Origin of the sequence: Methanolobus vulcani (assembly GCF_900100715.1) — an archaeon.
Classification (GTDB): Archaea; Halobacteriota; Methanosarcinia; order Methanosarcinales; family Methanosarcinaceae; genus Methanolobus; species Methanolobus vulcani.
Genome location: NZ_FNCA01000001.1, coordinates 98009 through 112308 on the forward strand (window position 1 = coordinate 98009; position 14300 = coordinate 112308).

Genomic DNA, 14300 nt, shown 5'->3' on the forward strand with positions numbered 1-14300 from the left:
AATAACCCAATTGTCAATTGAAAAAAGATGACAATACTATATAAATTTATGTTTGATGCAATAAATTATAATCATGATGATTATGAGATAGCAATAATTTATAGATAAGGAAAACATTATTATATAAAACTGGGCTTATTTCAGGGAAATACTGTACAAAACAGAAACCATTCTATATTCAAAGCACATAGAATACATAGCAGTAAATACATATATAATAAATGAATAAATAAAAAAGCTAATAAAGAGCCAGATTCAGTCTACGGATGATGTTGGCTATGGAATTGAAAATAAATTGATAATAAACTAATTCAGAGGATTTGAACTATGCTGGATCTGGATTCACCTTCTACACTTTTAACCTTGGTTCTTGGAAGCACTTTTTTGGTGCCGTTCCTGGCTACATATGTATCAATGCCTTATTTTATCAGAAAACTTACGGATAAGGGCATCATAGCCAGGGATTATTATAAGAGAGAAGTGACCATGATCCCAGAAAGAGGAGGCATTGCCATTATCCTTGTGGCTATGGTATGTTTCTCCCTGAACACTCTGTTCTTCAAATTCTCATCAACAAATTATGTGGTCCTCATAGTAATTGCCATGTTCGGTCTATTTGGAATACTGGACGATATGGTCGATATTGGCAGGGTAACAAAACTGCTTCTTATGTATTATTGTTCATATCCACTTATCCAGTATGCCACTCATACGGCCTTCACACTCCCCAGTGCCGGCAACATTGAGCTGGGAATTCTTTACCTGCAGTTCATTGTACCCACATATGTCCTTGTTGCATCCAACCTTGTGAACATGCACTCAGGTTTCAACGGTCTTGCATCAGGATTGTCTGTTATCGTTCTCATATCCTTGATAATAAAATCCATACTTTTAGGTGATGTGGACAACACCTTTGCTGTTGTCAGTGTTACAGGAGCAACCCTTGGCTATTATATGTACGACAGGTATCCTTCAAAGATATTCTGGGGAAATGTGGGATCACTCACCATAGGAGCAGCTATTGGAACTATAATAGTGGTCCAGGGTTTTATCATCAGTGGTTTCATCATGCTTATCCCACATACAATTAACTTCCTCATGTACGTCTACTGGAGAGTAATGAAGTTCCCGGTAGCTAAATTTGGAAAAGAGAGAGAAGATGGAACTCTTGAAGTTCCAAATGCACTCACACTCAAATGGGTTCTTCCTTATTATCGCAGAGTAACTGAAAGGCAAGCCACCTGGGCAATGTACGCCCTTACAATGTTATTCTGTGCAATTGGAATACTCTTCCCCGGAAGGATCTGAACTGCTACAATAAAGCTTAAGGAATCTTTACTTGTATTTTTTACATATGATATGCACAATTACTGTCTGTTTCTTTTTTCATAACACTTCAGCAGGGCTGATATCTTTATCTACGATCAATTATGCAGCCGTGCTATGCTGAATTATTATTTGTTTACAAAATGATGTATTGCAGGTCATGAATAACTTGAGTAAGCACGAAGGGGGCAAAGCCGGCATTTTACCATAAAGCGGAACAAAATATCCTGCATAATACCATGGAATGTTTCTTCACAAGACCTCTATAGAATTATCAGCATGAACAGGATAATTTTTGGAACAATCTTCTGTGCACAGGCATCGAAATGCGCCACCTTCGGTGGATGGTTACTTTGTTTTTAGATTACAGATTGCTTTTTATGGAAATGAAAAGCAGCAAGATTTATGTTACTCATATTAACAGGAATTCTACAGAGCCTTTTTGTATTCTGCGCTATGCGGTAGACAAACAGTAATGGAGAGGCAATAACCAGAAAAGAGAAGCAGATCAATAAAAAAAAGTGTGCCCCGAAAGGGGCATCTAATTAATTTTTGTTTAACCTTAAACAGTTTCACCGAAGTGACCTGATACTATTGAAAGGTCCTGGATGTTCACAGTACTGTCCTGGTTCACATCCCAACGAGGAAGTTCTGTGGTGTAGGTTTTACCATAGTTCTGACCAACAAGGGTAATGTCAAGTACATTGACAATTCCATCCTCATTTACATCCCATCTTGGCTGCAGGTCTGTGATGGTTATTGTACTTGATGAGCTTACTTCTTCTGTACCATCACTTATTGTTACCTTAATGGTGTGAGTTCCTGCAGATTCATAGTCTGTTGTCCATGAGTAGCTGAAAGATGTGCTTACCTGTACACCATCGATCTCAATGAGATAACTTAATGAATCTCCATCTGCATCATTTGCAGCTACATTCACTTCAATGGTTGAACCTTCTTCAAATACAGAACTGTCTGCTGGTTCAAAGAGAGTTATCTCAGGCATGTGGTTCAATGGTGTCACGGTTATGCTCACATTTACTGTGTCTGTAAGATATCCATCTGTGACTTCAAATGAGGCTACATATGATCCTGCATCTCCTTCTGATGGAGTCCAGCTGAAACTTCCTCCATTGAAAGTTGCACCGGATGGGAGTGTTGTGGCTGTGTATGTAAGTTCATCAGCATCTGCGTCAGTTGCACTTACCGTGAAACTAAGGCTCTGTCCTTCAACTACAGTCTGTGATGGAACAGATATGAACTGCGGAGCTGTGTCAATGAGAACTGTTGCATTGGAAACTGTATATCCTGCAGGATTGGAGTTTACATCACTAAGGATCACATCGGAAAGTCCTATATTAAGTATACCGGAGCTGCTGCCAGCTACCATCTCGATTGTGGCCATTACATCTGGAGATGTGATGGTTCCGCTACCTACTATGGCTGCATAGACATTGTCCAGTAGTCCTGCTGCATTGTCAATACTGTCATACTGGAAGGTTGTTGCAAGTCCGCTTGCTGTGAACAGGTCACCTTCATTTACTGTAGAGATACTTGCAAGTTGACTATACTGCAGGTCAAACTGTGAACCTGTAAGATCCTGGGTCGGATCTATGTACACATCCAGACTGAAAGATTCTCCCGGAGCTACTGTTGCACTTGACGGGGTGATAGAGATGGATGAATACGCCGATTCTGCTGCTGCAGAGACTATTACTGTCCATGACCTTGAGATAGTTCCTGCTGCTGCAGTTCCATCAAAGGTTATAATGTGAGTACCTGCTGTAGTCCATGATTCCACATGCTGTGTTGTACCAGCTTCAACCTCTACACCATCAAGAGACCAGACTGCACTTGTGAATTCCTGACTGGTATCTACTGAGAATGTGGTGGATTCACCTGTTGTTGCTGTAAGTGATGTTGCAGATGGTGTGAATGACAGGCCTGTACCAGAGGAGACTGGTGCATCTTCTTGTACTGTCTCACCTTCAGTGATCTCCCATGTCTGCACTACAGCACCATTTGAATTAAATCCTGAGAACATGATCGTAGTTGTTCCAGATTCTACTTCCCATGTATAATCCATTGATCCTGATGATACAAGGTTTCCATTTACATACCACTTCATGGTTGTCAGTTCCTGATCAGCCCATACCTGGAACTTCCTGGATTCACCTGCTGTGAATGGATTGTCAGAGCTTGGTGCAAATCCTGTGATCTGAGGAGACGTGCTGCTTGCATCAGGAATGATTGCAGTGATCGTGTATGTTGGAGTATTTGGATCTTCACGATACCATGTTGAGTCTGGGGTGATGCCTTTGAGGGTTACTGTGTCATCTGTTGGGGATGTGAATTCTGCAGAATAGGCATAAGCAGTATAGGTATTATCTGTAGCATATTTACCTACAGCTATTGCAGGAGCATTCAAACGCCTAACCATTGGTGAAAAAGTAAATCCGTCTGCATCAAGAGGGAACACTGATATCTCGTTTCCATAGCCGTCAACACTTTTAATGGAACTATCAATTTCATTCGAAATCTCAAGGTTTCCACCTGACAGGTTTATTCCTTTTGAATCTATTACCTCAAAACTTGGATAGTAATACTCTGCAAGGTTGTTCTTGTATGACAATAACTGATATTTTGTATTGATAGCCAACGCATTGTCGGTATAATACGATCCAAACCGATAAAATGAACTATCAATTACAATACCATTTTGAACATTATATGATCCTATCTTTGTATAAAGGAAATATTCATCGAAATTCTTGTAGTCTACTCCATGATCCATAGACATATTAATAACAGTCACATCTTTTGTTCCAAAAGATTTAAAGCTGCCATTCATTATTGATACATCTTCAAAAGTTATATTTGTGACATTGTCAGAAAACTGAGCACCGCCATTTTCGAGATAGAAATCTTTGAAATGAATGTTTTCTGCAGCTGGTGATGTTTGGTAACCTGCTGTAACAATTACATTATTGCTAACAGAATCATAAACTTTAACAGATTCCAATATCAGGTTCTTTGCAGGATGGATATCAACTCCGTTGTGACCTGAATTTCTAATTATAATGTTTTTAAATCTAGAATTATTTTCCATTGCTGCTGCACCAAAACCACTCCATCCAGTGTCATTAATGAAAAGATCATGACCATAATTATTATTTCCTTCACTTAAGGATATACCTAGATAGCCAGTTTTAGGATCAAGATAACTTCCAACATGTGATACATTTATATTATAAAATTCACTGTTAGTCATACTTTTAAAGAGTACTCCATTCAAGTGTGAAATGTTTGTTATTTCTACATCATGAATTAACAGATGATCACAATTCAAAGTATAAAATGCACCTGCGCTAGTAGGGTTTCCATCAAATATGTCTACATTAAATACTTCTGTATTTTTTAAGTTCTCTAACCAAAAGTCACGTGAATTTGAAATATTTATATCAGATAATGTGCCTACAACGCTATCATAAATTTGAATGGCTGTGGAATAACGAATATTTACATCATGGAATTCAGAATTATGTAATGCAATACCTCCTACCAATGATGCATTATCATTTTCTAAATCCCAGCCAGTTATTGAGATATCATGTATTCTGAAAATATCATTCGAATTATAACCATAAAGCAATTTAGATTTTGCGCTATTGCCTGTGAGTCTTAATTCTGAAATCTGCGTACCATTTAAGTATACTGTCGAATTCTTAGAATAAATTGCTCCATTTACTAGCCATATGTTATTATCCATTGGAGCTACAATATTAGCATTATTTATTGATTCATTTATCTTGAGAATATCGACGCTAGGCTCGTTTTCTACGATAACAACTTTAAAAGTACTATCATAATATATACTTGCTGTTGCATTAAATGAAAAACAAGCCATTATTATAGTAGTAAAAATAAATAATTGGAATATCAGTTTAATTACGTTTTTATTTTTAGTAGTCATGTCAACCTCAACCTAATAATAGATTTTGTCTATGTGAAAAGACGGACGTACATGAACATATATTATATGAACACAAAATCAGACTAGTTGAACATGAGATTCCTTGCATAATTACCTCTTGGTTAGTAAATGATTAAATGAATTATAACAGCTACCTAATAAACAAAGGTCAATATTAACATTTTGATAAAATATATTTTATAAAATATGTGGACTGTGACTTATGTTCATAATTTGATGGTATTAATAAAACGAGGATAACCTTGATAGCACTTTTCGAAAGATAAAACATCTTGCATAGGACATAAACAAAAGTATTTTCATTTGAGTTTTTTAATTTCCCTTGCTGGAACTCCGGCAACAACAGAAAATTGGGCAACATCAGTGTTCACAACAGAATTTGCACCTATTACAGAATGAGTGCCTATAGAAACATTTGGCAATACAATAGAACCACGGCCAATCCATACATCTTCACTTATTTCTATTTCACCCATCGTATACCCTTGTGAATTAATGAGACTATCTAAATCAGTAAAAGAATGATTACTATCTCTTATACTAGTGAATTCACCAATTAACGAATTTGACCCTATTTTTACAGATTTCATACATGCAATAAAATCATATCCAGTAAAGTTAACGTTATTACCTATCGATAAATTGGCACCTGAACTACACTCTATTCTACAACCGTTTCCAAAAAAAGAATTGTCTCCTATTTTCAAAATAGAGTTTTGACCTATTCGTAACCAAATATTAGAATGAACTTGCACGTTTTTTCCAATCAACAATTGTGTATTACATTTGTTCAATGCATTCTGCAATTTAATTTTAAATCGAAGTTTTATGAAAAATATGTGTGAACGCATTAATTTAAGCATTTGCATTTGATATCACATCCTTATAAAGATAGATATAATCATTTGCAAGCAAATCCCACCTAAAATTATTTGCAAAATTTTTTTGCTTTTCTAAAAGTGTGGCATCTACTGAATAACTTGTTTTGTGCAAAATATTAAGTATAGATTCTACATTTGGAACAAAGGAATTTGAATTTAATCCATTTTCAATTGCAAAATCATTTATACCTGCATATTTTGAAAAATAAACCGGACAATTTGAACTGGCAAGAGCTTCAACTGCAGCTAAGCAAAAAGCATCAAAAAGTGATGGATAGATAGCAATATCTACATTTTTCAAAAAATATTTAATATCATCTTTTTCTAAGTGACCTAAGAATGAAATATTTTTATTAACACCTAAACTAGAAGCCAATTGAATTAAATCGTCATGATGAGCCCCATCTCCTGCAAGAAATAAATGAGCTGTTGAATCTGATTTTAAATAGGATGAAAAAGCATTCAATAATAGATCTACTCCTTTTTCAGGAGATAAACGACCATGATAAAATACTTTTTTAACCATGCTTTTGTTTCTAATCGCAGATTTAGATTTTACATTAACTTGATCATATTCCACAGAATTAAACCAAAATTCATCCACCCCATTTGGAATAACCACACTCTGTTTTACGCCATAATTAAGTAAAATTTGTTTCATCGAATAAGAATGAACAACTACCCTTGTTGGAAATTTTAGTAAAAATGGCACACATAATGAATTAATCCGATCAGAGATGCTAGCCTTTTTATTATGTTGCCTTATATACATAAGATGCATTCTCACATCGCCATGATAATGCAAAATAAGAGGCCTTTTCAAAAACAGAGAACACATTATTAATAAAAACTTATGATTGGGGAAAATATTGGGGCTAATAGCAATATGAACTAAACAATTTTTATTTCTTACAAAATTAAACCATGAAAAAATTTGTAATCCATGTTTTTGCATAAATTCATAACTAGGTTTTTCACCTGATAAAAGTATATATTGAAATGGCAAAGACCCCTTTAGAGATAATAATTCCATGAAAATAGATTTGCTAACCATACTAGGAGCATCACTATATTTTGAACAATAATATATAAGATTCATTCAGCCAACCTCTCTTAAAGAAGCCACAATTGAATTCTGCCGTTTGAATAAACTTTATCTTTTGAAGAGCTTATCGAAGCTACCAAAGGTTCATAATTATGTGTATCTTCTACAAAATAAGTCAAATTGAACCTATCAATAATTGCCATTTCATTTCCACCATCGATATTTACTCTCTCAAGAAGCCAATTAAATAAACCCCATATATCATTTCCTTGTTCTAGAACATATGGACCATCAAAATAGTAGCTTGAAGAAGTAGGGCTTATTTTTATAACAGGTAATTCCGTTCCATTAATTAATTTATATGCGAGTATTACAGCTCCACCAGTGGGTAAAATTGGATGTGCATCCGAAGATGCAAGTAATTTCCATGTTTCACCACTATTTCCAAATCCTCTTAGGCCATCAGATATGTGTTGATTTGTCCAAACTGAAGATTGGTAAGTAGAATCTTGCATATACCAATAATCCTGTGAAGAACCTGTACGTGTATGATTGTAGAAAGATGAAAACGAAACAAAACTTATGAGTAAAAAAATAATAAATAATAGTTTTAAGTGTGATATATGCGGGTTTTTAACTAGAAATAAATTGTAAAAACCTACGCTTATAAAATAAATAGAAAAACACAATATAATGTAGATACCATATGTTTGTGAATATGAAAAAGGAAGAAGCATTAAGAATGCTAATAGCATAAAATATTCTGAAAATGTTTTTTTCATATTTAGTAAAGAATATAGGACTCCCGAAATTATAAAAATGAAAATAGGACCAATATATCTTAAATTGATTACAACTACATTAATAATCCATGAATAACGTGATCCAGCAGTAATTAAGGTTCTAGTAAAGAAAGGGAAAGTAATAGCCACTAATAATATGATAGGAAACAAGTAATCAAGATATTTTAAATATGCTTTAAGCTGTGAACTGCCATAGATAATTTTTAACACTAAATAAATGACAGAAATTGGCAGCAAAAAGTAGAAATAATGGTGTGTAAATGCCATAAATAAGAAAATAAATGCAAATAGTGGCACTTTTTTTGTATATGGCATTTCTTTTAAAAGGATAAACAGAAACAAAGGCAAAAAAATCATAAATGGACCTCTAGCACTTAATTCCCATGTGCTAAAAATCATAATTCCCTGTGATAATGAAAAGAAAAATGCCATAATAAATTTTGGCAAGAATTTTTTAAATAAGATGCCTGCAAAGATAAAAGAGGTAAAAACACTAAATACACCAAAAATGAGTGAAAAAATAAGGACTGCTTTTTCGGAATTTATTCCTACAAACCCAAATAGTTGAGTAGTAGCAGACAATGCAAAAGGAACCGAGCTAGCATATGAATAAGGATATAAACCTAAACTGGATAACCAATTTACCCACCAATTGGCTTCACCAAAATATGATAGAGAGTTTGACAAAGCATGAATAAAAAAAGAGTCACCTCCTCCTTTTTCATGGGGTATGGATGGAATACGTAAAATAATATTAAGAATAACAAGTAAAGAAAGTAATATTATTTTTGTTACATTCATCTTAAGCGTTTTAAGTTGAAACATATTGATTCCTTTAATCCTTTGTTCTTATAATATTGTAAAACCTCTTCATCAGCTATTCGAGGAGAACGCTTCAAGTAATCATGAAAATACCCTAATAGGTAAGCAAAACCCATTGTATTTCCATAGTATTGGCTATTGCTTATTATAAACTTTATCCCTTTTAAAAATGCATGGAGCGGTGTAAAACCTATATAATAATTGTTAGAACCTACTTTTTTATAACCTGTCCACTGCCCTTGCGCACTTGCGTATGGACGAGTAGAAATGGCTTTGGTTTCTTTAAAACACCGTATGTCCCAATTTTTAATTTTTGCTTTAACATTAGACACACTATCAGGACTACATGTTATTTGATAACCATCAGTTTCTTTAAAGCAGGATAAACGCCATAACCTTGCTCCACCAGTAGGTAAATCTGGCCTAAATCTAGACCAAACAATCTTCTGGTCAACAATATTGCCTACATGACCACTGCAAATACCTAAACGGGAATTTGAATTGAAATTATTAATAAGAGTTCCAATATAATTTTTATCAAGAATTATGTCTGCATCAATGCAACCAATAAAATCAAGTTTAATGTTATTTATATCACAATACTCCAAAGCATAGTTAAACCCCTCCCTATACACTTTTGAAACATGGACACCTAAATCTCTACCCATATTGGGAAGATTTATACAGTGAATCCACTCATATTTGTTAGAAAGATCATCTAATATTTTAGGAGTAAAGTCAGTACTTCCATCATCAACAATTACCCACAAAAGTGGTTTGATTGTTTGATTTGCAATTGCTTCTGCAACTTGTACTAAACTGTCTTCCTCATTTTTACACGGAGTAACTATGATATAAGTCGCTAAACCCATATACTCTCATCCATCCTTATAACCTCAAAGCACTCTGCATAATCATATCCTGTTGCCCATCCATGAGTAATGGCCATAGCTTTGACTCTATCAATTAATACTTCGGATCCAAATTTATTATATTGAGACTGATAAGATCTTATTGCTTTCAATTTAATCTCTAAAGTTTCGGAAATGTCAACAAAGAACTGGGGTCGGAATGCAAATACATTTGGCCGATAAGGTAGAGTAGAGCCACTTAAAACATTTTTTACGCGTCCTTGTCTTGAAACGGCAAACATTATATCAGCTGCAGCTTTATGATCTTGGTGAGAATCAAAAGGATGATGGGAAATAAAAATATCAGGTCTTATTTCGTCAACAATTTTATCCACACGTGATATTATTTCTCCAGAGTTTGGCAAATTTGTGGTGACATAGTCAAAAAAGATAACCTCTTTTACACCTAAAATCTCAGATGCTTTTTTTGCTTCTTCTTTGAGTTGGTTATCCGTGTAACTTTTGCCTGTCATATCAGTATAGCCACCAGAAGTTAAAATCAAAAGATAGACATCATATCCTTTTTTTGCAAACTTAGCAAGAGTGCCTCCTGCTTCTAATTCCATATCATCAGGGTGAGCACCCATAGCAAGAACTTTAATTGTCACCTAAACACCTTCCTATTCTAATAAATATCCTTCTTTAAATTCAACTTGTACTAATTCATTATTAAGATCAAACACATCATAGTCTTCAATTATAACTAAACTGTTTTTTGCATTGACAATTAACTGAGAATTGGAAACATTAATGATTCTCCCATAAGACTCTTCTGAGTTGTGAGGTTCAAAAGAGACACGCCATACTACTATTTTGGAGGAGTTATGGTATGTAAATGCTCCAGGCCAAGGTTTAGATATAGCCCTTACTAAATTATAAATTTGTTCGCCTTCTTTATCCCATTCTATATGGCCATCACAAGGTTTACGAGGTTTAAAAAATGTAGCTTGTGATGAATCCTGAATTTTTGGGCTAATAGAACCTTCATCATTAAACCTTGTGAAAAAGGTAGTTAATAATTCAGATGCTTTTTGATAAAGCCGATCATGTAGGTCTTTTGCCGTGTCATCAAATAATATTGGAACTTTTGTCTGTAGCAAAATATCCCCTGTATCTAAATTTTCATCCATCAAATGTAAAGTTATACCTGTCTCTTGTTCACCGTTAATAATAGCCCAATTAATAACATGCTGACCCCTATATTGAGGTAATAATGATGGATGAATATTAACAGTTCCATATTTAGGTGTATTAAAAATTGTTGGAGGGATAATATATTTATATCCACAGACAATAATAAAATCTAATTTATTCTGATTCAAGTATGGGGAATAATTACTGAGTTCTTTTTTTGATGGTTGAAATAATGGTATATTCAAAGAATGAGTTAATTCAAATATTGATTTCAAGTTATCAGACCCATCATCTGGCCTAGTAAAAACTGCCGATACATCAACTAGAGTACATAAATGATTAAGAACATCTGCATTATTTCCAAAGAAAACTACTTTATAATTATATTTACTCAAAATAATCAAACCTATATCCATTTAGTAGTGCATCTATAGAAGACATATTTGGCAAAAAACCCATGTATTGCTGTTTATATTGCGGATGAACAAATGTCTGGAAAACAACATTTATTTCTGAATTGGAAAAAACATTCAAATCCATATAATTTTTACCTGTCGGACCTGACAAATATGTATCTCCACCAACAGCCTTTACAAGATCTACAATTTTGGTTGAAGAAGTTGTATTGAACCCAAATTCACTTGAAAGAATGATTTCTTTTTTTATGCTGAAAGAATCCATCATAAAACGAATTAGCTCTATATTTAAATCAACTAATAACTCATATTCATTTTCATAAATGTCCTTAAGTCCATTGATATACTTTTCAAAGCAAGCTGATTTGCTATAATTAGAATATATCTGGTTAAAATGATCGTCGTTCCATTTTATTCCTTTAATCAAAAAATCATTTTTTATTTTTATTTCATTAATAGGTATGTGTTTTTTGGAAACTGGAACTGTTAACCATTTAGAACCGTTAAATATTTTTATACGATTTCGATGTTGAAAATCACTTTTATTAAATTGAGCATCATCATAAATAATAAATACATCAGATTTTAACATTTTGTCAAAAAAACCAAGATATGGAAGATAGTTTGGTTGATGTATTCCTACAATCATAAATGATATAATCATCCTCTTAATATTTATATATTTATATTCAACGACAATGAAATTAAGGACTATTTTGAATTAAAATATATATGCTTGTACAATAGTGATTTCCAATTAAAGTATGAACTTCTTGGTAAGCCAACAAGCAAATAAGAAAAGAAGAGAAAGTTTTTACTTTCTCTTAAAGATTAATGACAATCCTACAATTGCTATTAGGGGTATAGTAATTGTTGGGAATTCTGGAATCTCCTGAGTAGTGACATTGCCATCTTCTTCGTTTCCGCCCAACCAAATGCTTTCGGGACTACCTGGTAGCTGATTGACACGTATAACGACACCATATCCATCTTCATTAGCTGGTAGTACACCATCCCATTCGCAGCTGTCATCAAGAGTTATTGTAATCTTTTTAACGGCATTCTGATTCCCCGTAACTCTATTTACGGCTGTAAGCATTGTGCCAAATCCTGCATTTCCAAATCCAGTATCCTCGTCTACTTCCCAGTAAACATCCGGGTTGTCAGATTCCACGCCAATAATGCAGTCACCATCAAGATTAAGCAATATAGTCTTGATGCTCCCAGTTTCCACGGGTTCCAGAATGTCAACAATAATTGAATCAGAGTAAGTATTCACAGTGATAGTTATGTCGTCACTATAAGCCACGTTTGCATCTTCTTCTGTTAAGTAACAGGTTGTTATAGGTTCGTTGTTTGGAGTATAGACGGCCAGTGGTAAATAGTCTATTGAATTTACACATGCACTTCCTTCGACAGATATAGGTATGTATATTTCATCACAAAAACCATCGCCATCTGTGTCTGGATGTGTTTGACTGAAACCCGTTCCATCTGGTTTTGCCCAATAGTTTCCGCCTAAATAAGGCCCATTGACAATGTTTGTACCTGTGCTTTTTGTAGTGTTTAAACAATTAGTTTCATCTAAATCATAATCTGACATCAACAAGTTAAGATTATTTTCAAAATAGTTATTATATATTTTATTTTGTGAGGGCTCAACTAAATCGATTCCTGACAATATGTTATTTTTAATGGTGTTTCCAACAATTTGGTTATTATCTGTAATCGCCAACAGAATACCAGATTCTGTGTTTGAGTTGCATGTGTTATTAATTAAGTTATTGTGGTCCCCCCACATCACTACAATACCATATCCCGTATTTGAATTGGCTTCATTACTAGTTAAATCGTTGTAGTTTCCATCAGATTTAATTCCAAAATCAGTGTTTTCATAAACACTATTTGATGCAAACAGATTTGAATTACCTTCACATGCAATGCCTTCTCTGTTGTCGTATACGGTGTTTCCTATTAACGTATTAGATGATCCACTAATGGAGATTCCGTACGAATTTGAATAGACAGTATTTGTGGCTAAAAAGTAATTATTACCTAGTAAAAAAACAGTCTGCAAATTCGAATAAAAAACATTATTAGTTATATTATTTCCATTGTCAGCAAAACTAGCATAGTTTAAAATTCTGATACCAAAATTATTACTATAAATGTAATTGTTAATAAAATCACAATCGTCGATATATATGCCGGAAATAGCATCATTAGTTTCATATATAGTATTGTTTTCTACACGGTTCCCTATAGAATCTTCTATGAGAACTCCCTCATTACTGCTACTAATAACGTTGCCCGTTAGTACGTTGTTAGAAGTACGTACTATATATACCCCCCGTTCATCATTATTAGAAATGATATTCTCATTTACTTTATTATAAAGTGAATATTGTATGAAAATTCCATTTACGTTGTCTGTAATTACATTATTACTAAACGTATGGTTACTGCCTGCAACATCTCCCTCCCCCACAGATATACCAAACGAACCATCACTAATGGTAAAACCACTAATTTCTACGTTATTTCCAACCCGTAAACTGCTATCTGGTTCATTGTAAAAAGCATTTAGATCAAAAACCGGTTTATTACGGTTGGCAGCCTGTACAATTGTGTCTTCCGGGTTGCCTGAAAACGAGGTTATGTTCAGATCCTTGACGATTACTACATTTTCAATATAAGTCCCTGGGTAAACTTCAACTATGTCACCATCTTCAGCCGCATCCACTGCTTCCTGTATCGTTAAAAAATCTTTTCCACTGCTGTCATCTACAGTATATATAACTGCCGAAGCAGTTCCTACAAAAAACAAAGCTAAAGCTACTGCTACTATTGCAATTCTTAATTTCATTAAACCACCGAGTTCAATAACCTTATACAAATATTGAGTGATGACTATAAGAAGTTACTTATTTAAAATACAAATAAATGATTTAAACAGTGTTAATTTGGG

At 34.0% G+C, this 14300-nt stretch carries 10 protein-coding genes; 1 reads left to right on the forward strand and 9 read right to left on the reverse strand.

Annotation, left to right across the window (positions count from 1 at the left end):
- Nucleotides 1-327 precede the first annotated feature (327 nt).
- Complete coding sequence (locus BLP52_RS00510) at nt 328-1308, forward strand: MraY family glycosyltransferase (RefSeq protein ID WP_091707755.1); 981 nt, start codon at nt 328-330, stop codon at nt 1306-1308.
- A 580-nt stretch (nt 1309-1888) separates the two neighbouring features.
- On the opposite strand, the gene BLP52_RS00515 is transcribed toward BLP52_RS00510, so the two are convergent.
- From BLP52_RS00515 to BLP52_RS00555, 9 genes are all read right to left on the reverse strand, one after another.
- Nucleotides 1889-4597, reverse strand: coding sequence for an Ig-like domain-containing protein (locus tag BLP52_RS00515; protein WP_154717754.1), 2709 nt, complete (start codon nt 4595-4597; stop codon nt 1889-1891).
- A gap of 1022 nt (nt 4598-5619) precedes the next feature.
- Nucleotides 5620-6189 (reverse strand): acyltransferase, encoded by a 570-nt coding sequence (locus tag BLP52_RS00520; protein WP_091707759.1) that lies wholly within the window; start codon nt 6187-6189, stop codon nt 5620-5622.
- On the reverse strand, nt 6176-7300 hold the full coding sequence (locus tag BLP52_RS00525) for a glycosyltransferase family 4 protein (RefSeq protein WP_091707760.1): 1125 nt from the start codon (nt 7298-7300) through the stop codon (nt 6176-6178). Before BLP52_RS00525 ends, BLP52_RS00520 begins: the two co-directional genes overlap by 14 nt.
- 14 nt (nt 7301-7314) lie before the next feature.
- A complete protein-coding gene (locus BLP52_RS00530) occupies nt 7315-8850 on the reverse strand; it encodes an energy-coupling factor transporter transmembrane component T family protein (protein WP_154717755.1) in 1536 nt (511 codons plus the stop codon).
- Nucleotides 8847-9743, reverse strand: coding sequence for a glycosyltransferase family 2 protein (locus tag BLP52_RS00535; protein ID WP_091707764.1), 897 nt, complete (start codon nt 9741-9743; stop codon nt 8847-8849). Before BLP52_RS00535 ends, BLP52_RS00530 begins: the two co-directional genes overlap by 4 nt.
- The gene (locus tag BLP52_RS00540; RefSeq protein ID WP_091707766.1) at nt 9734-10390 is read right to left on the reverse strand and encodes a PIG-L deacetylase family protein; all 657 of its coding nucleotides are present in this window, start codon (nt 10388-10390) and stop codon (nt 9734-9736) included. The genes BLP52_RS00535 and BLP52_RS00540 overlap by 10 nt, the downstream gene beginning before the upstream one ends.
- A 12-nt stretch (nt 10391-10402) precedes the next feature.
- Nucleotides 10403-11332, reverse strand: a complete 930-nt coding sequence (locus BLP52_RS00545) for a methionyl-tRNA formyltransferase (RefSeq protein WP_091707768.1) — start codon at nt 11330-11332, stop codon at nt 10403-10405.
- Entirely contained in the window at nt 11304-11981 is a 678-nt protein-coding gene (locus BLP52_RS00550) for a WbqC family protein (protein ID WP_162272913.1), read from the reverse strand. Before BLP52_RS00550 ends, BLP52_RS00545 begins: the two co-directional genes overlap by 29 nt.
- A 165-nt stretch (nt 11982-12146) precedes the next feature.
- On the reverse strand, nt 12147-14198 hold the full coding sequence (locus BLP52_RS00555; protein ID WP_091707771.1) for a NosD domain-containing protein: 2052 nt from the start codon (nt 14196-14198) through the stop codon (nt 12147-12149).
- Nucleotides 14199-14300: the final 102 nt, after the last annotated feature.

What these genes read in the sequence shown, in the direction of transcription:
- BLP52_RS00535 (WP_091707764.1), bottom strand. Translation starts at nt 9,743, where the DNA reads ATGGGTTTAGCGACTTATATCATAGTTACTCCGTGTAAAAATGAGGAA.
- BLP52_RS00525 (WP_091707760.1), bottom strand. Translation starts at nt 7,300, where the DNA reads ATGAATCTTATATATTATTGTTCAAAATATAGTGATGCTCCTAGTATG.
- BLP52_RS00510 (WP_091707755.1), top strand. Translation starts at nt 328, where the DNA reads ATGCTGGATCTGGATTCACCTTCTACACTTTTAACCTTGGTTCTTGGA.
- BLP52_RS00530 (WP_154717755.1), bottom strand. Translation starts at nt 8,850, where the DNA reads ATGAATGTAACAAAAATAATATTACTTTCTTTACTTGTTATTCTTAAT.
- BLP52_RS00515 (WP_154717754.1), bottom strand. Translation starts at nt 4,597, where the DNA reads ATGACTAACAGTGAATTTTATAATATAAATGTATCACATGTTGGAAGT.
- BLP52_RS00545 (WP_091707768.1), bottom strand. Translation starts at nt 11,332, where the DNA reads ATGGATATAGGTTTGATTATTTTGAGTAAATATAATTATAAAGTAGTT.
- BLP52_RS00520 (WP_091707759.1), bottom strand. Translation starts at nt 6,189, where the DNA reads ATGCAAATGCTTAAATTAATGCGTTCACACATATTTTTCATAAAACTT.
- BLP52_RS00555 (WP_091707771.1), bottom strand. Translation starts at nt 14,198, where the DNA reads ATGAAATTAAGAATTGCAATAGTAGCAGTAGCTTTAGCTTTGTTTTTT.
- BLP52_RS00550 (WP_162272913.1), bottom strand. Translation starts at nt 11,981, where the DNA reads ATGATTGTAGGAATACATCAACCAAACTATCTTCCATATCTTGGTTTT.